This is a genomic window from Hymenobacter daecheongensis DSM 21074 (assembly GCF_900141805.1).
Taxonomy (GTDB): Bacteria; Bacteroidota; Bacteroidia; order Cytophagales; family Hymenobacteraceae; genus Hymenobacter; species Hymenobacter daecheongensis.
Window position 1 is genome coordinate 1 of record NZ_FQYN01000013.1, and the last position, 18960, is coordinate 18960.

An 18960-nucleotide genomic window follows, 5' to 3' on the forward strand; every position below is an offset into this window, starting at 1 on the left:
AAAACCGCTTCCCACACGCCTTTTTGGGCCAGGCGACGGAAGCGACGACAGACGGAATTGGGCTTACCGAAACGCTCAGGCAGGTCCGCCCACGCGGCCCCAGTGCGCAAGAGCCACACCACGGCGTTGAAAAACAAGCGGTTGTCGGCTGCTGTCACGCCGCAATCCGTGGTTTTGCCCGGCAGCAGCGGCGCGACCAACCCCCATTGCCGGTCCGTGATTTCATGACGATGCATCTTCTCCTTGTAGTTTACCGAAAGGTAATTGTCCTCACGCTCTAGACTCGCTTTGGGAAAACGCATCGACAGTTGACACAAAAAGCGGCACCCGATTCGTCGGGTGCCGCTTTTTGTGTCAACTATAAAACGTAGCGGCTACTTCTTCTCCGCCACCTTCGTCTCAATGCTCAGCTCCTTGAGCTGAGCGCCGGAAATCACCGAGGGCGAGTCGATCATCACGTCGCGGCCGGAGTTGTTTTTGGGGAAGGCAATGAAGTCGCGGATGGAATCGGCGCCGCCGAAGAGGCTGCAGAGGCGGTCGAAGCCGAAGGCGATGCCGCCGTGGGGCGGCGCGCCGTACTCGAAAGCATCGAGCAGGAAGCCGAACTGGGCCTTGGCTTCCTCATCCGAAAAGCCCAGCAGCGAGAACATGCGGGCCTGCACGGCGCGGTCGTGGATGCGGATGGAGCCGCCGCCCACTTCTACGCCGTTTATCACCATATCATAGGCATTGGCCCGCACCTGCCCGATGGTTTCGGGATTGTCGAGCAGGGCCATATCTTCGGGTTTAGGCGAGGTGAACGGGTGGTGCATGGCGAAGTAGCGGCCCTCCTCCTCGATGTATTCGAGCAGCGGAAAATCGACCACCCACAGCGGCGAAAAGTCGTTTTTATCGCGCAGGCACAGGCGCTGGCCCATCTCCAGGCGTAGCTCCGACATGGCCTTGCGGGTTTTGTGAGCCGGGCCGGCCAGCACCAGCAGCAGGTCGCCGGGGTTGGCCCCCAGCGCCGCGCTCCACTTCTGCAGCTCTTCCGGCGAGTAGAACTTATCCACCGACGACTTCACGTTGCCGTCGGCATCCACGCGGGCGTAGACCAGGCCGGTAGCGCCCACTTGGGGCTTTTTCACGAACTCGGTTAGCTCGTCGAGCTGCTTGCGGGTGTAGTGGGCGCAGGTATGCGCGTTGATGCCCACTATCAGCTCGGCGTTGTCGAACACGGGGAAGCCCTGGCCTTTCACCACGTCGTTCAGCTCCACGAAGTGCATATCGAAGCGCGTGTCGGGCTTGTCGTTGCCGTAGAGGCGCATGGCATCGGCGTAGGTCATGCGGGGCAGCTTGCCGATGTCGAGGCCCTTCACCTCCTTAAACAGGTACTGCACCAGGCTCTCAAACGTGTTCAGGATGTCTTCCTGCTCCACGAAGGCCATTTCGCAGTCGATCTGGGTGAACTCGGGCTGGCGGTCGGCGCGCAGGTCCTCGTCGCGGAAACACTTCACGATCTGGAAGTAGCGGTCGAAGCCCGACACCATCAGCAGCTGCTTGAACGTCTGGGGCGACTGCGGCAGGGCATAAAACTCGCCGGGGTTCATGCGCGAGGGCACCACAAAGTCCCGGGCACCTTCGGGCGTGCTCTTGATGAGCACCGGGGTTTCGACTTCGATAAACTGCTGGCCATCCAGAAAGCGGCGCACGGCCTGGGCCATCTGGTGGCGCAGCATCAGATTCTGGCGCACGGGGTTGCGGCGCAGGTCGAGGTAGCGGTACTTCATCCGCAGGTCGTCGCCGCCGTCGGTTTCGTCTTCAATCAGGAAGGGCGGCAGCTTGGCCGGGTTGAGCACAGTGAGCTTTTCGACCCGGATTTCGATGTCGCCGGTGGGCAGCTTGTCGTTTTTGGAGTAGCGCTCGGCTACCTGGCCAGTCACGGAGAGCACGAATTCGCGGCCCAGGTGGCGGGCCTGCTCGCGCACTTCGGCGCTTTCCACGCCTTCTTCGAGGGCCAGCTGGGTGAGGCCGTACCGGTCGCGCAGCACAATCCAGGAGATGCCGCCCGCGTCGCGGGTGCGCTGCACCCAGCCGGTGAGCGTGACGGTTTGGCCAACGTGGTCGAGGCGAAGTTCGCCGCAGGTGTGGGTACGAAGCATAAGCGGAGGTAGTCAGGGGAAGAGGCCGGGGCCGGCCGCAAAGATAGGATTCATGGGCGGCCGCACCACACGCGCCGGGCGCGGGGGCCAAAATCGGCGGGGGAAGCGCCGGTTTCGGGCGTTTATTTGGCGGCGCGGCCAACTGCCGTCGCGCCAACTGCGTAGCTCAGACGCGCGGCCGGGCCAGCGGCCAACTTTGGCCCGGATTCTGCAATGCGCCTCCCCGACCCTGCTTTTTCGCCTTCTTTCTCCCTTCTTTTGCATATGAAACGTACCGCTCTCCTCGCCGCCGCCGCGCTGCTGACCTTCGCCACCGCCCAGGCGCAAACCACGCCGACCAAGGTCAAAACCAAATCGAAATCGGAGGCCACGGGCACCACGGTGAAAACCAAAACGGACGTAAATGCCGAGCCCGTCACGCTCAACGGTCCCATCAAGCGGGTAGAAACCCTGTCGGGCATCGACGTATTTCCGGACCCTAACTCGGGCACCATCTTCCTGAGCTTCACCCAGCAGTTTACCAAGCCCGGCACGCTGGTGATGACGGACTACAAAAACAAGGCGATTTACAGCACCGCCCTCGACCCGGCCAACAACACCGGCCAGCCCGTGGATCTGGGCCGCATTCCGGCCGGCACGTATATGGTAGAGGCCAAAACCGGCAATTACGTGTACTGGAAGAAGGTGCGCATCAAGTACCCTTCGGCCCCGGTATCGCGCAAGCGCCGCTAGCGCAGGCCCATTTTCAGCCTTTCTCACCTCCGAAATCCTTCTGGTTTCGGAGGTTTTTGTTTGGGGCCCGCGCCGGCCTGGGCGGCCGGGCGTTGGGCCGCTATTAGTACCTTGCCCCCGCAACTATGAAAACCAACCCGCTCCTTTTGCGCCTCGCCGCCCTGCTGCTGGTGCTCACGCTGGCCGCGTTCAGCAGCCCTAAGCTCACCAAAACCACTATCACCAAAAACCTGGCGGTGGGCGTGCCCCGCGGCTTTGTGCCCCTGCCCGATGATGGCATTGCGGCCAAATACCCCGCCGCTCGCCGCCCGCTGGCCGTGTTCACCGACCCCAGCGGCCGCATCGACTTCAGCGTGGCCCAGAAGCCGACCACTTTTAATGACCGCGACTACGGCCTGCTGCTGAAAATCTACAAGGCCAGCATTCAGAATATGTACTCCAAGGTGCAGTTTCTGGGCGAAGACATCCGCACCATCAATAAGCGCGACTTCATCATGCTAGAGTTCGTCTCGACGGTAAATGACACGCGGCGCGGCAGCAACTTGGCCCCCATCCGCAAGTACCAGCTGGTGCAGTATGCCATCCAGGGCGACCAGCTGTTCGTGTTCACCTTCGATGCCCCCGCCGACGAGCAGGCCCAGTGGCAACCCACCGCCCAAGCCGTGATGAAAAGCATTATGATGAAATGATTCTGATGTGCTGATTTTTTGATGTGCTGATGTGCTGATTGTTAGTTTTCAAAACCTGCTTACCTGCCTCTGTCAGCACATTCAGCAAATCAGCACACTAACACATTCAACCACATCAGCACATTAAAAAATCAGCACATCAACCCATGACCCTTTCCCTCTACTCCGACGAGCACTATATGCGGGAGGCGCTGAAGCAGGCGCGGTATGCGCTGGCGGAGGACGAAATTCCAATTGGGGCGGTGGTCGTGATGGATAAGCAGATCATTGCCCGCGCCTACAACCAGACCGAAAAGCTGCGCGACGTGACGGCCCACGCCGAGATGCTGGCCCTCACGGCGGCGGCTAACTTCGTGGGCAACAAGTACCTGGCCGACTGCACGCTCTACGTGACGGTGGAGCCCTGCGTGATGTGCGCGGGGGCCAGCTTCTGGGCCCAGGTGCAGCGCGTGGTGTATGGCGCCGCCGAGGAAAAACGCGGTTTCCGCCGCTACGGCAATCTTTTGCACCCGCGCACCGAGCTGGTCACGGGCATTTTGCCGGGCGAGTGCGCCGAGCTGATGCAGCAGTTCTTCCTGCGAAAGCGGAAATAATCTACTTTTGAGCGGCCCCGCGCCGGTGTGTGTAACCATGCACCGGCGCGGGGAGTTAGTACCTGAGTACTCACCCGTTTCCCTTTTCTTCCACTCCAATTCCCCAAGCTATGGCTTTCGAACTCCCAAAACTGCCCTACGATTACAGCGCCCTGGAGCCGCAGATTGATGCCCAGACGATGGAAATCCACCACGGCAAGCACCACCAGGCCTACGTTACGAACCTGAACAACGCCATTGCCGGCACCGATATGGAAGGCAAGAGCCTGGAAGAGCTGCTGCACAACATTGCGGCTGCTCCGGCTGCAGTGCGCAACAACGGCGGCGGCCACTGGAACCACTCCCTGTTCTGGACCATCCTCGGCCCCAACGGCGGCGGTGAGCCCACCGGAGCCGTGGGCGAAGCCATCACCAAGTCGTTCGGCTCCTACGAGAAATTCAAGGAAGAATTCACCAAAGCCGCCACCACGCGCTTCGGCTCGGGCTGGGCGTGGCTCTGCAAGCAGGCCGATGGCTCGATGCAGATCTGCTCGACGGCCAACCAGGACAACCCGCTGATGCCCGACACGGGCTGCAAAGGCATTCCGGTGCTGGGCCTCGACGTGTGGGAGCACGCCTACTACCTCAAATATCAGAACCGCCGCCCCGACTACATCGCGGCCTTCTACAACCTGATCAACTGGGACGAAGTAAACCGCCGCTTCAGCGAAACGAAGTAGCAGCAGCTATTTTTCCAGTAAAAAAAGCCCGCTCCGGTTCCGGAGCGGGCTTTTTGTTTGCGCCTTGCAGGCAGGTTCAGGCCGAGCCGGGCGGCTTGAGGTATCGCTGCAGCGCCTGCACGTACGTCTCGAAAGCGGTGACGCCCTGCGGGGTGATGGCGCAGCGGGTGAGCGGGTAGCTGCCGTTCATCTCGCGCGTCAGGGTCAGGTAGCCGGCGTCTTTGAGCTTGCCCAGCTGCACGCTCAGGTTGCCGGCGGTGGCGCCGGTTTTCTCCTTCAGAAACGTGAATTCGGCCTCACGCACACTCAGCAGCAGCGACATCACCGCTAGGCGCAGCTGGGAGTGCAGCAGCGGGTCGAGTTCCTCAAACGGCGCGGCCACGGCGGAAGCGAGCTTTGAGCAGATGCCCGGGAATGATGTAGCTCACCAGCACGGCGGCCGCTACCAGCAGCAGCTGCGTCGGAAACGGCACCAGGAAAGCCGCCGTGGCCAGCAGCCAGCACGCTGCCCCGCCATACACCAGCGGCCGAAACCGCAGCGCCCCGCCGCTCACAAACGTGCCCAGGCCATACAGCGCAATCAGCAGCGGGTAGGCCTGCTGCCAGCCGTAGCGCATGCCCACGCCCAGCACAATGATCAGCAGCACGCTGAAGCCGATCCATAGAAAGCTCATGAAGTCGCTGAGCGGGGTGCGGGCCGTGCGGCGCTTTTCCTGCCGGTAGTGGTAGATGCCCGACACCACGCCGCCCAGCGGCATCAGCGCCCAGGGCAGCCAGGGCTTGTCGAAGTGAGCGAGCAGCAGCATGTAGTGGGCCAGGCTGGCTACCATCACCAGCCAGCCCCAGAACAGCAGATCGAAGGAATTGTCGCTCAGGTCTTCTTTGGCGGCCTGAATCATCTGCTGGATGATAAGCAGGCTTTCGGGGCCGGTAAGCGGTTTTTCGGTGGTTTCCATGAAGGGAAGGAAAGAAGTATGAAGCGCGGTTGGCTTACAGGGAGGAAGTGAAAAACAGGTCAAAAAACGGATTGCAGCGCATTTCGGCGGCCGACAGCTGCGGGGCCGGCACCACGGCCAGAGCCGTCGGCTGCGGGCGCGGTGCGGTAGTGCCGGCTTCTGCAGCCCGGCCCCGCACTAGCGCGGCGGCTGCTTCCAGCCACGCCCCGCCCAGGCCGTGGCGCAGCCAGCCACTTAACGCAGGCGTATCAGCAGAGCTTGGCGAAGGATTCGGGAAAGCTTTCATGACGACAAACCAAAGGAAAAAGAAAGGACCGAAAGCAGGCCGCCTACGCCCGAGTGGCGGCGCGCAGCACAGCGCCGGGCAGCAGCAGCGCGGCAGCGGCACCGGCCGCCAGCAGCAGCATTTGGTCGGCGGGGGCGGGCAGGCGCAGGGCCATCGTGGCGAAAACCCAGGCGGCAGCCCCGCCAAAAATCAGGGTGCGGCGCTGTAGAATGCCACCGGCCACGAAGGTGCGCGTGCCCATGGCAAACAGAAGCAGCGGCAGCACTGTGGCCCAGCCCAGGCGCGGCACCAGCGCCGGCAACACGGCCAGCAGCACCCAAGTGGCCAGGCGCAGCAGCCGCACGGCCTCGCCCTGCCCCGAGCGCAGCTCCTGCCGCAGCCCCCGGTAGAAGTGAAACCCAAACGCCGCCAGTCCGGCTCCGGCCACGGCCACCCGGAAAGACAAACCCTCCAACTCCGGCGCTACGGCCTGCACGATGGCCGCCGTGCCCACGGCCGTGCCCCACAGCAGATAGTCGGTGGCATTAGTGGCCAGTTCCTGCGGCGTGATGGCCAGCGGATGGTCGGCGGCAGAAAGCTGGGCGGGCGAGAAAGTGGCGGGGGTTTGCATGGCGAAAAACAGTTGGGGTTGTGGATGACTGCTTGAACGATACAAACATAAACCACTTTACATTATAAACCAAACTATTCGGCAAACTTTATTTATAACCCCACGGCTCGCCCGAAAAAGGCCCGTAGCAGCGTTTCCGATTTTAGTTATCTTTGGCATTCCGGCCCTCATCACCGGAGTTGTGATTTGCCTTTTGCAGCTTTCTATGAACTGATTTACCGGACTGCCGGGCTGGTCCTGGCCTCCCTCCTTCCGCCGGGGGCGCGGCCACCTGGTGGCCCGACCGGCTCCCTGGCAGCTTCCCCGACTTGCCCGATTTCTCTTCCGCCAACTTCGCCTTCCCAAGGTAATCCGGCTCTCTCTTCAAACCCGGATTTCCTTTTTCCCACCCAACTCAACCTACCCTGCATGAGTACCAAGCTGCGCCTTATTGTATTGAGTTTCCTACAGTTCTTCATCTGGGGCTCGTGGCTGATAACCATTGGGGCATACTGGTTCCAGACCATGAAGTGGTCGGGAGCGGAGTTCGGGGCCATCTTCTCCACTATGGGCATCGCAGCCATCTTCATGCCCTCTTTAATGGGCATCGTGGCCGATAAGTGGGTGAATGCCGAGAAGCTTTTTGGTATCCTGCACATCCTGGGCGGCCTCGTGTTGTTCACCGTGCCCATGGTCTACAACCCGACGACCATGTTCTGGGTGATGCTGCTGAACATGATATTCTACATGCCCACGCTGGCTTTGGCCATTGCCGTTTCGTATTCGGTGCTCAAAAACAAGGGCGGCGACGTGGTGAAGGACTATCCGCCCATCCGGGTGTGGGGCACCATCGGCTTCATCGTGGCCATGTGGACGGTGAGTTTGCTGGGTATCGAGAAGTCGTCGAGCCAGTTCTATGTAGCGGCCGCGGCGGCTATTCTGCTGGGCTTCTACTCCTTCACGCTGCCTGCCTGCCCGCCGCCGTCGCGCAATGCGCCCACCCGCTCCTTCGTCGATGCGCTGGGCCTGAAGTCGTTTGCGCTGCTGCGCGATACCAAGATGGCCACGTTCTTTGTGTTTGCCCTGCTACTGGGCGCGGCTCTGCAGCTCACCAATGCTTACGGCGACACCTTCCTGCACGATTTCGACAAGGTGCCGGCCTACCAGGGCTCCCTGGCGGTGAAGTATCCGGCCATCATCATGTCCATCTCGCAGATTTCGGAAACGCTGTTTATCCTGGCCATTCCGTTTTTCCTGCGGCGCTTCGGCATCAAGCAGGTTATGTTTTTCAGCATGATTGCCTGGGTGTTGCGCTTCGGTCTGTTCGCCTACGGCAACCCCGGCTCGGGCCTCTGGATGATCATTCTCTCCTGCATCGTCTACGGTATGGCCTTCGACTTCTTCAACATCTCCGGCTCGCTGTTCGTCGAAACCCAGACCGACCCCAGCATCCGAGCCAGCGCTCAGGGGCTGTTTATGATGATGACCAACGGCTTTGGGGCCGTGCTGGGCAGCTCGCTGAGCGGCGTTATCATTCAGGAATACTTCACCCTGGCCGATGGCACCAAAGACTGGCATAGCATCTGGCTTTCCTTTGCCCTGTATTCGCTGGTCATTGCGGTGCTGTTCCTGCTGCTGTTCAAGCACAAGCACACCCAAGCCGTGGCCGTGGGCGAAGGCCACCCCGAGCAACTGCTGACCGTGGAGCAGGCGTAGGCCTGACCATTTCGGGCCGTTTAGCACAAAAAAGGTTTATAAATAGTCTACTTCTGGCAAATAAAAAATCCCGCTTTGCAGCCTGCAAAGCGGGATTTTTGTTGAAAAGCGCAGCAGGCTGCGGGCCGAAGCTTAGAACTGCTCGTCGGCAGCGAAGAAGAAGTCGCCTTCGATTTTGGCGTTGTCGTCGGAGTCGGAGCCGTGCACGGCGTTGGCTTCGATGCTCTTGGCGTATTTCTTCCGGATGGTGCCTTCGGCGGCCTGCTCGGGGTTGGTAGCGCCAATCAGGGTGCGGAAATCAGCCACGGCGTTGTCCTTCTCCAGGATGGCAGCCACAATCGGGCCTGACGACATGTACTTCACCAGGTCGCCGTAGAAGGGCCGCTCGGCGTGCACTTCGTAGAATTTGCCGGCGCGCTCGGCCGACAGATTGAGTTTCTTAAGCGCGACGATGCGGAAGCCCCCGGCCTCGATCATGCTCAGGATACCACCAATGTGGTTTTCCTGGGTTGCGTCGGGCTTAATCATCGTAAACGTGCGGTTCGTGGCCATGCGGAAAATAGTAAGGCTGAAAAATGAGAGGCTTGGGAAGGCGCAACTGTTCCAATTGCGGGCGCAAAAATAGGCGAATATTACCGGACAACTAAAAGCGCCGCCGCAAAACGCCGAAAACGCCGCCCTGCCCGCCCCTGCCGGCGGGGCCGCGGCCTCCAACACCGCGCTGCTACTCAGCCCTTCCCGAACCCAAACGCCCCTTGGGTTTGTTGGCACAACGCATATCTGGAGAATATTTCCGACTTTTGCCGCCTTGCTCCGGGCTTAACACCCCGAATTTCAGCCACCTATCAGTAGGCAATGTCCACCATCAGCGACCTGAAGGAGCTGCTCGCGCAGCCCCGGCAGATTTTCATCACCACCCACCACAAGCCCGATGCCGATGCCCTCGGCTCCTCGCTGGGCCTGGCGGGCTACCTGCGGAAGAAAGGCCACCACGTCACGGTGGTCACGCCCTCCGATTACCCCGATTTCCTGGCCTGGATGCCCGGCAACGACGAGGTTATCATTTATGATGCGCGGCGCAACGATGCGCAGGTCCGCGAAATCATTCGCACGGCGGAGGTCATTTTCTGCCTCGATTTCAGCTGCCTGGGCCGCATCAACGAGATGGGCGAGTACATCCGGCAGGCCCCCGGCACCAAGGTGCTCATCGACCACCACCTGGAGCCCGAGCAGTTCGCCGACCTCGACTTCTCGAACCCGAAAGCGGCGGCCACGGCCGAGCTGGTGTTCGAGGTAATCCGCGACCTGGGCGACCAGGATATGATTGACGTAGGCATGGGCGAAAGCCTGTACGCGGGCATCATGACCGATACAGGCTCCTTCCGCCACCCCAGCACCTCGCGCAACGTGCACCTCATCATTGCCGAGCTGCTGAATGCCGGCATCGACCTTTCCTCGGTGCATCGTCGCATCTACGATTCGCACTCCGAGATGCGCCTACGCTTTCTGGGCTTCGTGCTGAAGGATAAGCTGGTGGTGCTGCGCGAATACAACACGGCCTATATTGCCATTACCCAGGACGAGCTGCGCCAGTACCAGTCCAAAACCGGCGACACGGAAGGACTGGTGAACTTCGCGCTCAGCATTGAGGGCGTGGTGTTTGCCGCCGTGCTCATTGACCGCGGCCAGGCCGTGAAAATCTCCTTCCGCTCGGTGGGCGACTTCTCGGTGAACGAGTTTGCCCGCAAAAACTTCAACGGCGGCGGCCACCATAATGCGTCCGGCGGCATCAGCCACGAGCCGCTGGAAGCTACCGTGGAGCGCTTTCTGGCCCTGCTGCCCGAGTATCAGACCAAGCTTGTGACGGCTCCGCTAGCGGTTGCGCCGCCCGCGGCGTAACTTGCCCCAAAATCTCTTCCCCCAACTCTTCCTTTTTCATGCTTCTTCAACGCAATTTTCTGAGCCTAGCCCTGGCGGCCGGCGTTATGGGCCTAGCCTCCTGCAACAAAGGCGGCGGTGATTTCGCCAAAACGGCTTCCGGCATCGAGTACCAGGTTTTCAAAAACGAGGGCGGCAAGTACAGCAGCCGCGAGGTGGCCGCCACCGGCGACGACACCTACAAGACGCGCATGGGCAAAATTCTGGCCCTGAACGTGGAATACCGCACTTACAAAGATTCCGTGCTGTTCAACTCGCGCAAGCAGCAGGGCCTGCCAATGCGCATTGAGCTGCAGGACGTGAAGGTGAAAGGCGGCATTGAGGAAGCCATTGCCATGCTGCAGCCCGGCGACTCGGCCATCTTCCGCTTCAACGTGGATACCATTTTCGCCAAGTCGTTCAAGCAGCCCGTGCCGCCGTTTATGAAGCCCAAAGCGGCCAAGGATGCCAAAGCTGCTACTTCGTTCATGACGATGTATGTGAAGGCCGAGAAGCTGCAGACCCGCGAGGAGGCCACCGCCGACCAGCAGAAGCAGATGGAAGAGCAGCAGAAGAAGATGATGGCCTACGCGGAAACGCAGCTCAAAAAGGACGACATAATTCTGCAGGACTACATCAAGAAAAATAGCCTCACGGCCAAGAAAGACCCTTCGGGCATCTACTACGTGGTGACCAAGCCCGGCACCGGCGCTGTGCCCAAGCAGGGCCAGACGGTTTCGGTGCTGTATAAAGGCACGCTGCTCGACGGCAAGGTGTTCGACTCGTCGGAGAAGATGGGCAACAAGCCGATTGACTTCCCGCTGGGCGTGGGCCAGGTGATTCCGGGCTGGGACAAGGGCATTGCCCTGCTCAACAAAGGCACCAAGGCCACGCTGCTCATTCCCTCGTCGCTGGCCTACGGGCAGCGCGGCGCGGGCGCCGACATTCCGGCCGACGCGCCCCTGCGCTTCGACGTGGAACTGGTTGACGTAAAGTAGTCGTTAGCTTCTGAGTACAGGCCGTCGTATCCTGCGCCCTTGGGACGGGTACGACGGCCTTTTTTTTAGATAAAGCACTCCATGAAAAACCGCGTTTCGGGGCCGGCCTTCCGGCTTTTGCTCCTGCTATTGCTCGGCTCGGCCAGCTTGCTCACGGCCTGCAAAAAGGACTACGAGAAGATTGATGAAGCCCTCATCAAGAAATACATCGACGACAACAAGCTGACCGGAGCGCAGCGCCAGAACTCGGGCCTGTACTACGTGCCGGTATCGTCGGCGGCCAGCACGGTGCAGCCCAAAACCGGCCAGACCGTGTCGGTGCTCTACACCGGCCGCCTGCTCGACGGCACCGTGTTCGATGCCTCGTCGCGCAACGGCAACAAGCCGATTGAATTTTCGCTGGGCCGCGGCCGCGTTATTGCGGGCTGGGATGAAGGCATTGCCCTGATGCACAAGGGCGACAAAGCCATGCTGCTGATTCCGTCGGCGCTGGGCTACGGTAAGCCTGGCTCGCCGCCCACCATTCCGGCCAATAGCGTGCTGCAGTTTGAGGTGGAGCTGGTGGATGTGAAGTAAAACTCGGAGGCGTTGTCGCGCTTGGGCAGCCTATGCAACTCAAGCAGGCAGTTTTTCCTCTACTTAAGCATGAAGATGAACATTTCAACGAACCGACTGGCCCTCACGCGCCTGGTGGCGCTCCTGCTGGTACTGCTGCCGCTGCTATCGGCCTGCAAAAAGGAAAACGACTTTCAGAAGGAAGCGCGCGAGTACGAGGAGAAGCACAAGATTATCGATGAGGCCCTGATTCAGGGCTATTTCACTCGCAACGGCATTGCCAGCGGCAGCTACACCCGCCTGGAATCGGGCGTGTACCTCATTACGCTGGCCGAAGGCACCGGGGCTACCATCGTGGCCGGGCAGAAGGTGCAAACCAAATACACCGCCCGCTTTCTGAGCCAGGAGCTGAACGACGTGGTATTTGAAAACACCTATGACAACCGCACGCTCTGCAAGTGCGTCGAACTGATCGTGGATCAGAGCACGTCCATCATCAAAGGGCAGCACGAGGCGCTCAAAACCATGAAGCTGGGCGGGCGCAAGAAGATTTTTATCCCTTCCTACATGGCCTATGGCCGCGGGGGCTATGCCCAGTTGGGCGTGCTGCCTGATGAGCCCGTATGGCTCGACCTGGAAGTCACCAAAGTTCTCTGATCCGCTTGCGCGCTGCCGCTATGTCCCGCTTTTGCTCTTTCGCAGCCTTGGTCTGCCTGCTGCTGGCGGCTGCGTCGGCGGCCCACGCCGGCCACCGCGCCATGCCCACCGACACCGTGCGGCTGGCCAGCGGCGTGCGCTACGTAGTGCGGATGCCAGGCTCCGGCGCGCCGGCCCGCCCCGGCGACCGGATGGCGGTGCATTACACCGGCTTTCTGCCTGATGGCCGCATGTTCGACTCGTCGGCGGGCCAGGGCCGGCCGCTGCGGCTGCGTGTGGGCCGGGGCGAGGTTATCCGGGGCTGGGACGAGGTGCTGCTGCTGCTGCCGGCGGGCACCCGCGCCTGGGTTTCCATTCCGGCCGAGCAGGCCTATGGCAGCCGGGGCGTGCGCAACCCCGACGACGAGAGCCGCTTCCTGATTCCGCCGAATGCCAACCTGGTTTTTGAGCTGGAAGTAGTTCGAATTCGGTAGATGATGAAACGAAAAAAGGCCTCTCTACATCGGAGAGGCCTTTTTTGATTTCATCTGTTTAGGTGGTCATTCCTCGGCTGCGCTCGGAATGACGTGCTTTTGACCTCCCGTTTCTACTCAGCCAGCACTTCCGACAGCACGGCCAGGGAACGAATGTCGCCGAGCTTTTCGACGTGGAGCTGGTAGTAGCGGATGAGCACGGCCAGCAGCTCGCGGCGCACGCGGCCGTTGGGAATGGTGGTGCGCGTAGGGTCCAATAGCAGCTCATCGAAATAGTGGTCGAACTCGCGGAAGCGGAGCGCGACGGGGCCGGCCGTATCGGTGGCGGTGGCGGGTGCGGCGCCGGCGAAAGCCACCTGCGTGGTCACCTCGGCCCCGGTTTCGATGCCGAAGCCCAAGTAGCCGGCCAGCTGGAGCAGGAAGCTCAGGGCAAAGTTTTCGTAGCCTTCCGTCTGCTGATCGAAGGCCAGAATGGAGTCGTGCAGGAAGTTGAACAGGGGCTCGTTCTCCTCCTCTTCCAGCAGCGTGCGGCCCACTATTTCGGCCAGCACCAGCACCACGCTGCTCTTATACACATCGTAGGGCAGGCTGCTGAAGGGAATGGCGCACCGGTATTCCGACAGCCGCGTGATGCCGCCCTGCCGCGAAGTGTACGCCACCAGATCGAGCAGGGTGAAGGGCTGAAACAGCGCAATGCGGCCCGGCGGCTTGGCCTTGCGCACGCCGTTCACGATGTACGTCTGCAGCCCCAGCCGCTCGGTATACACGCGGGCAATGATGGACGTTTCGCGGTATTTGATGTAGCTCAGAACGATGCCCCGGGTTTTGATCAGCATAGGGTTTCAATTAAAAATTAAGAATTGAGAATTAAAAAGCCGGCGGTAATTTCGGAAACCTGAGCCGGCGGCGGCCCGACAGAATAACCGTTGAGCGGACATTTTTAATTTTTAATTCTCAATTTTTAATTGCCTCAGCGAGCTACCACCGCCACTTTGCTGATGCAGCCATTCTTGCCATCGGCATCCGACGACAGCACCAGATACACGCCCGACTGCACCTTGCGGCCGTTGTAGTCGGTCAGGTTCCAGACTACGGTGCCGCCATTGGGGCGCGTCTGATACACGAGCTTGCCGGTCACGTCCGTAATTTTCACGTAGCCGTTGTTGGCCAGACCCGAAATACCGACCTCGCCGCTGAAATCGGTGCGCACGGGGTTGGGCGAAACTTTAGCGCAGCTCACCTCGCCTTCCGTGACGGTGGCCGAGCCCCGGTACGCCACCACGCCGCCCGTGGTGGCCACGAATACTTCGCCGGTGCGGTTATTTATATCAATATCAACGATGTTGTTGGAGGGCAGCGGGCTGTTTTCGGTGGTGAAGTGCTGCAGTTCCTCGTCGCCATCTTCGTTGAACAGCCACAGGCCGCGGTCGGTGCCGAACCACTTGCGGTTGCCGCCATCCACGGCAATGGCGTGCACCACCTCATCGCGCAGCACCGGAAAGCCCGCGCTGATGCCGGTGCGCACGATGGGCGTGCGGAAATCCACGGTATTGCCGGCCAGCAGCGCCTGGCTGGGGTCGTTGTACACGGCCACGCCCTTGATGGTAGCGGCCCAGATGTCGCCTTTGCGGTCTTTCACCAGGTCATATATCTCGCCGGAGGGCAGGCCCGCCCCGCCCGAGAAGTGACGGGCAGTTTTGGTCTTGTCGTCGTAGCAGTCGATGCCGTTGCCGCCCAGCCGGGCCTGCGAAACCCAGGCGAAACCATTGTCGTCCAACACAATACGGTCCAGGTTTTCGGAGCCCGCGAAGTAGGCGGCGGTCCGCCAAGTATTGGCCCCAGGGCTGTAGATGTGCAGCCCCGGCAGCCCCGGCCGCTGGTGGCGGTTGACGACCCACACGCTGCCGCCCGCATCCACGGCCACATCCGTAACGCGCGTGTAGGCCGGATCGGTGGGGATGGCCGAGCGCAGCGGCGAGCCGGCCGTGCCCTGCGTGAACTGCGTGAATTTCCCCAAGCCCTTCCATTGCAGCACGCCGTCGCCGTAGGTGGCAATGTAGAGGGTGCCGTCCGGGGTGCGCACGCCGCGGGCCAGGTCCTTGATGTTGGGGTATTGGGCGCGGTCGGGGTAGTTTTCGGCCGTGAAATTGGTCCACTGGCCTTCCTTGTACTCGTAGAAGCCCGCCCGGTAGTCCTGCTGCACGTAGCGGTCCTGATAGCCGCCGCTGAAAATGTCCACGGTGTTGGTGCGGGCATCGGCCAGCACGCTAAATGAGCGGGCATTGGCCGGGGCATTGGTCACGAATTTCTCTACCTGCTGGCCGTTGGTGGTTTTCAGGAGCCCATTTTGAGAATCGGCAATGTAAAAAGCACCTTCCTTGTCCTGCAGAGCCATCTGGGGGTTGGGAATCTGAGCGACGGTGCCCAGTCGGCTAAGCGTATTGTCGGCCTTCAGCACCGACAAAATCCGGTCGCTCAGAATTTCGCTGGTAATGAGCAGACCTGCGGCCGAGGGCGTAAACTGCCGGTAGCGGTCGGCATACACCGAGAAAACAGGCTGCCAGCTCACGCCGCCGCAGTTGTAGCAGTACACATTGCTGTAATCGATGCCGGCATACACCCGGTCACCCAGCACGGCCAGCGTGCGAAACCGGGAGTTGGTGCGGCCCGTCGGGTCGGGTATGTCAATGGTCCAGCGGCGGTAGTCGAACAGGTTGTCGGTGAGGCGGCCGCGCATCAGGCCGTCGGCGGTGGCGGCGAATAGGCTGCCATTGGCTACGGCCGTAGCAAATACCGGCGTAGGCTGGCCGTTGCGGCCGATGTTGCCATAAGTGTCGCGCACTTCCAGCTTGCTCATATCGAACACCACCAGTCCGAAGCTGCAAGAGAGATAAGCCAGCCGGGAGTTGAAGAAAATATGGTAGACGATCTTGTTGCCGGTGAGCTGCTTGCGCAGAATATCCGTCACGTTCAGAATGGAGCCATCCTCGCGGATTACGTCCAGATTGCCGTTGTTGTAGGCAATCAGGGTTTGTTTGGTGGCAGCATCGTAGGCCAGCGTGCGCACGCCCACGTCGTGCAGACCGTCGCGGCGCGAGAGCAGCTGCGTAGTGTTCAGGGCTTTATCGTAGAAGAAAAAGGCATCCTCGGCGGCCACGTACACGCGCGGGCCGGTATCGGCCAGGGCGCGGGCGCGGTTGTTGGGCAGGTGCAGCTGCCAGTCGCCGAAGCCGGCGGTGCTCTGCGCCTGCGTAGTGGCGGCCGTCGCCGCAGTCAGGAGCAAGAAAGACAGGATGCCGGACCAGCGGCGGGCGCGTAGCAGAACACTCATGGGCACAGGATAGCAGCGGAATAAAAACCTGCGACGATAACGCCGGCCAGGTCAGTTTAGTGCTTGGCGGCGGCGCTCAGCGGCTCAGTTGTTTTCTCCCGCATACCGTCCAGAAAGCAGGGGCGGCAGCGGGCTTCGTAGGAGTCGGTTTCGCCGAGCAGAATCTTGCTTTCCGAGGCCGTGATGCGGAACGAGTAGGACGCAATTTCGCCGCAGCACACGCATACGGCGTGCACTTTGGTCACGTACTCGGCCACGGCCATCAGGGCGGGCATGGGGCCGAAGGGCTTGCCCAGAAAGTCCATATCGAGGCCGGCCACGATGACGCGGGTGCCGCGGTTGGCTAGCTGCACGCATACATCAATCAGCGATTCGTCAAAGAACTGGGCCTCATCCACGCCCACCACGTCGCAGGCGCCGGCCAGCAGCAGCATTTCCTGGGCAATGGGAATGGGCGTGGAGCGGATGCTGTTGGCGTTGTGCGACACCACATCCAGCGCGTGGTAGCGGGTATCGAGGGCGGGCTTGAAGATTTCGACCCGCTGGCGGGCAATCTTGGCGCGGTTGAGGCGGCGAATCAGCTCCTCCGTTTTGCCCGAAAACATGGAGCCGCAGACCACTTCAATCCAGCCCCGGCGGGCATTCATCTCGCGGCTGGTGCCGACGCGGGGTTCTATAAACACAAGACGGTCAGTTGGGAGTTGTCAGTTGCCGGTTGCCCGGCTTCCATCGGAACCTCTAAAGTACGGCTTTCGGCGGGGAGGGCCAAAGACGAAGCCGGAACGGCTGGTGGGCGGCCATTGCCAAAGCAACTGTCATCCTGAGCCTGCGAAGGACCTTATACCGGTGGAACAACTGCCGTAACAATGATTCGCTCTGTCGTGATAAGGTCCTTCGCAAGCTCAGGATGACAGTACCGTTTCCCAACTTCACCTTTCAGAACTTCCCTCCTACTCCTCATACCGCTGGTGCGGCAGCTTGGTGGCTTCGGGGGTTCGGCCTACCACGTCGCCTTCTACTAACCGCGTCTGGCAGGTGAGGCGCTCGTGGGGCAGCAGGCGGCCGGCGGCGCGGTAGCGCAACTCCGCGTCGGTGGGCGGCGTTAGGTGTTCGAGCCCGCTCAGCACGTCGAGGCGGCAGGTGGTGCAGCGGCCTTTGGCCCCGCAGGCGTGCATCCAGTCGTGGCCGGCGGCTTGCAGGGCGGCGAGTAAGGTAGCGCCGGCGGGTACGGAAAGCACGGCACCAGGCAGGTTTTGCACGGTCAGAGTGGGCATCTTTACCTAAATTGCCCGTTGAATCAGGCTTTCGATGAAAGACAAATATAGCCAACCCAAGCGCGAACAATACGGCCGCCGACTGGCCGCTCACCTCTGCGACCAGCATTTTGCCGCCCAGCCCACCGCCACCCTCGACGGGCCGGCCGTGCTCCGCTTCACGCCCATCCGGCAGGTTAATCTGTTTGTGGTGCAGCAGCTGCTGGCCCAATGGACCGGCGAAATGGCCCGCCTGCGCAGCCCCTATTTCGACTTCGAAGCCGAAGATGTGCGCCAGGCTCTCACGCAGTTTATGAACACCCTGTCGCGGCGCATCCGGCTGAGCCGGGAGGCCTTCGAGCCGCTGCTGGCCCGCGCCATCAGCGACACGCTGGGCGTGGTGATGGATTCGGCGCTGACGTTTGAGGAGAAGCTGCTGGGCGCGCAGCCCACCGCCACCCAGGAGCAGCTGCGCGAGCCGCTCCGCTACCTCGATATCGACAAGCCGCTGTTTCAGGGCTTCATCGACACGCTCACGCCGGGCACGCCGCTGGAGCGGGAGTTTTTGCTGAACCGCTTCCGGCTGTATCAGGAGGCCAACTACAAGAACCACCAGCCGCTGGAAAAGCTGATCGGCGAGTTCAGCGCCCTGCTCCCGATTACGGTGGCCGACCTATGGACCGATGGGCCGGTGGCCACGCCGCCAGCTCCGGTGCCGGCCGCCGCGCCGGTAGCCCCGGCCGCGCCCGCCGCGCCCGCCGCCGAAGCCGCCCCGCAGCCAGCCGAGTTGGAACCGGAACCCGCGCCGGTGCCGGCTCAAACGGCTCCAACAGCCGCAAAAGCAAAAGCAGAAGCAGTTCCGGAGCCCGTAGCACCTGCCGTTGCGCCGCCCCAGTTCACTATCCCGGCCCCGGCCACACCGTCGGCAGCGCCGGCCCCGGAGGCTACCGCCGTGACGCCGGAACCAGCACGCCGGCCGCTGAACGAAGCGGCTCCGAACGGGACCGTACCGCTCTACGAGAAGCTGAAAGCCGAGCACGCGGCCCCTGCTTCACTCAGCGAAACGCTGCGCCCGGAAAATACCGTCACCACGCTGGCCGACAAATCGGCTCCCAAGGTGGAGTCGTTGCGGGAGGCCATTTCCATTAATCAGCGCTTTAGCTTTATTAATGAGCTGTTTAACGGCGAGAATATGGAATACCACACCGCCATTCAGCACCTCGATTCGCTGCACAGCGCCGAGGCGGCCAAGCGCTACGTGACCCAGGAGCTAGCCGGCAAATACGGCTGGGTGCGCAAGGAAGAGCACATCAATAAGCTCCTGAAGCTGCTCGACCGTAAGTTCGCCTAAGTGC

22 protein-coding genes are annotated in these 18960 nt (G+C 61.3%); 11 read left to right on the forward strand and 11 right to left on the reverse strand.

What is annotated here, in order from left to right; all coding sequences use genetic code 11:
* Both BUB62_RS18165 and aspS read right to left on the reverse strand, forming a co-directional pair.
* Positions 1-302, reverse strand: a 302-nt coding sequence (locus tag BUB62_RS18165) for a transposase (protein WP_143164275.1), incomplete at its 3' end; no start/stop codon positions are given.
* A 72-nt stretch (positions 303-374) separates the two neighbouring features.
* Positions 375-2141, reverse strand: a complete 1767-nt coding sequence (gene aspS / locus BUB62_RS18170) for an aspartate--tRNA ligase (protein WP_073112647.1) — start codon at positions 2139-2141, stop codon at positions 375-377.
* A gap of 264 nt (positions 2142-2405) precedes the next feature.
* On the opposite strand from aspS, the gene BUB62_RS18175 reads away from it, so the two are divergent.
* The 4 genes from BUB62_RS18175 to BUB62_RS18190 all read left to right on the forward strand — a co-directional run bounded on the left by BUB62_RS18175 (position 2406) and on the right by BUB62_RS18190 (position 4874).
* Entirely contained in the window at positions 2406-2873 is a 468-nt protein-coding gene (locus BUB62_RS18175; protein ID WP_073112649.1) for a T9SS type A sorting domain-containing protein, read from the forward strand.
* A 125-nt stretch (positions 2874-2998) separates the two neighbouring features.
* A complete protein-coding gene (locus tag BUB62_RS18180) occupies positions 2999-3562 on the forward strand; it encodes a hypothetical protein (RefSeq protein ID WP_084539198.1) in 564 nt (187 codons plus the stop codon).
* Between the two features lie 146 nt (positions 3563-3708).
* Complete coding sequence (locus BUB62_RS18185; RefSeq protein ID WP_073112651.1) at positions 3709-4155, forward strand: nucleoside deaminase; 447 nt, start codon at positions 3709-3711, stop codon at positions 4153-4155.
* A 110-nt stretch (positions 4156-4265) separates the two neighbouring features.
* Positions 4266-4874 carry a superoxide dismutase gene (locus BUB62_RS18190; RefSeq protein WP_073112653.1) on the forward strand — a complete coding sequence of 203 codons (609 nt, stop codon included), beginning with the start codon at positions 4266-4268 and terminating at the stop codon, positions 4872-4874.
* Positions 4875-4950: 76 nt separating this feature from the next.
* On the opposite strand, the gene BUB62_RS18195 is transcribed toward BUB62_RS18190, so the two are convergent.
* The 4 genes from BUB62_RS18195 to BUB62_RS18210 are packed head-to-tail and all read right to left on the reverse strand — an operon-like array spanning position 4951 to position 6726.
* Positions 4951-5256, reverse strand: a complete 306-nt coding sequence (locus tag BUB62_RS18195; RefSeq protein WP_234988818.1) for a winged helix-turn-helix domain-containing protein — start codon at positions 5254-5256, stop codon at positions 4951-4953.
* Positions 5240-5830, reverse strand: coding sequence for a hypothetical protein (locus tag BUB62_RS18200; protein ID WP_073112655.1), 591 nt, complete (start codon positions 5828-5830; stop codon positions 5240-5242). Before BUB62_RS18200 ends, BUB62_RS18195 begins: the two co-directional genes overlap by 17 nt.
* 34 nt (positions 5831-5864) lie before the next feature.
* Entirely contained in the window at positions 5865-6116 is a 252-nt protein-coding gene (locus tag BUB62_RS18205; protein WP_073112657.1) for a hypothetical protein, read from the reverse strand.
* A 43-nt stretch (positions 6117-6159) separates the two neighbouring features.
* Positions 6160-6726 carry a hypothetical protein gene (locus tag BUB62_RS18210; RefSeq protein WP_073112659.1) on the reverse strand — a complete coding sequence of 189 codons (567 nt, stop codon included), beginning with the start codon at positions 6724-6726 and terminating at the stop codon, positions 6160-6162.
* A gap of 408 nt (positions 6727-7134) precedes the next feature.
* Here BUB62_RS18210 and BUB62_RS18215 point away from each other — a divergent pair, with 408 nt between their 5' ends.
* On the forward strand, positions 7135-8421 hold the full coding sequence (locus BUB62_RS18215; protein ID WP_073112661.1) for a nucleoside permease: 1287 nt from the start codon (positions 7135-7137) through the stop codon (positions 8419-8421).
* A 132-nt stretch (positions 8422-8553) separates the two neighbouring features.
* On the opposite strand, the gene BUB62_RS18220 is transcribed toward BUB62_RS18215, so the two are convergent.
* Positions 8554-8973 (reverse strand): nucleoside-diphosphate kinase, encoded by a 420-nt coding sequence (locus BUB62_RS18220; protein WP_073112663.1) that lies wholly within the window; start codon positions 8971-8973, stop codon positions 8554-8556.
* A 303-nt stretch (positions 8974-9276) separates the two neighbouring features.
* On the opposite strand from BUB62_RS18220, the gene BUB62_RS18225 reads away from it, so the two are divergent.
* From BUB62_RS18225 to BUB62_RS18245, 5 genes are all read left to right on the forward strand, one after another.
* Complete coding sequence (locus tag BUB62_RS18225; RefSeq protein ID WP_073112666.1) at positions 9277-10320, forward strand: DHH family phosphoesterase; 1044 nt, start codon at positions 9277-9279, stop codon at positions 10318-10320.
* A gap of 38 nt (positions 10321-10358) precedes the next feature.
* Positions 10359-11336 (forward strand): FKBP-type peptidyl-prolyl cis-trans isomerase, encoded by a 978-nt coding sequence (locus BUB62_RS18230; protein ID WP_073112668.1) that lies wholly within the window; start codon positions 10359-10361, stop codon positions 11334-11336.
* A gap of 81 nt (positions 11337-11417) precedes the next feature.
* Positions 11418-11912, forward strand: a complete 495-nt coding sequence (locus BUB62_RS18235) for an FKBP-type peptidyl-prolyl cis-trans isomerase (RefSeq protein WP_073112670.1) — start codon at positions 11418-11420, stop codon at positions 11910-11912.
* A gap of 75 nt (positions 11913-11987) precedes the next feature.
* Entirely contained in the window at positions 11988-12548 is a 561-nt protein-coding gene (locus BUB62_RS18240; RefSeq protein ID WP_159437493.1) for an FKBP-type peptidyl-prolyl cis-trans isomerase, read from the forward strand.
* A gap of 20 nt (positions 12549-12568) precedes the next feature.
* Positions 12569-13021 carry an FKBP-type peptidyl-prolyl cis-trans isomerase gene (locus BUB62_RS18245; RefSeq protein ID WP_143164276.1) on the forward strand — a complete coding sequence of 151 codons (453 nt, stop codon included), beginning with the start codon at positions 12569-12571 and terminating at the stop codon, positions 13019-13021.
* 113 nt (positions 13022-13134) lie between these two features.
* Here the strand turns inward: BUB62_RS18245 and recO are convergent, their stop codons facing one another.
* From recO to BUB62_RS18265, 4 genes are all read right to left on the reverse strand, one after another.
* Positions 13135-13857 carry a DNA repair protein RecO gene (gene recO / locus BUB62_RS18250; RefSeq protein WP_073112676.1) on the reverse strand — a complete coding sequence of 241 codons (723 nt, stop codon included), beginning with the start codon at positions 13855-13857 and terminating at the stop codon, positions 13135-13137.
* A 134-nt stretch (positions 13858-13991) separates the two neighbouring features.
* Positions 13992-16352 carry a type IX secretion system anionic LPS delivery protein PorZ gene (porZ, locus tag BUB62_RS18255; RefSeq protein ID WP_073112678.1) on the reverse strand — a complete coding sequence of 787 codons (2361 nt, stop codon included), beginning with the start codon at positions 16350-16352 and terminating at the stop codon, positions 13992-13994.
* A gap of 56 nt (positions 16353-16408) precedes the next feature.
* A complete protein-coding gene (locus tag BUB62_RS18260; RefSeq protein ID WP_073112680.1) occupies positions 16409-17035 on the reverse strand; it encodes a thymidine kinase in 627 nt (208 codons plus the stop codon).
* A 267-nt stretch (positions 17036-17302) separates the two neighbouring features.
* Positions 17303-17626 carry a 2Fe-2S iron-sulfur cluster-binding protein gene (locus BUB62_RS18265; RefSeq protein WP_073112682.1) on the reverse strand — a complete coding sequence of 108 codons (324 nt, stop codon included), beginning with the start codon at positions 17624-17626 and terminating at the stop codon, positions 17303-17305.
* A 34-nt stretch (positions 17627-17660) separates the two neighbouring features.
* On the opposite strand from BUB62_RS18265, the gene BUB62_RS18270 reads away from it, so the two are divergent.
* Positions 17661-18956 carry a hypothetical protein gene (locus tag BUB62_RS18270; protein ID WP_073112684.1) on the forward strand — a complete coding sequence of 432 codons (1296 nt, stop codon included), beginning with the start codon at positions 17661-17663 and terminating at the stop codon, positions 18954-18956.
* Positions 18957-18960 lie beyond the last annotated feature (4 nt).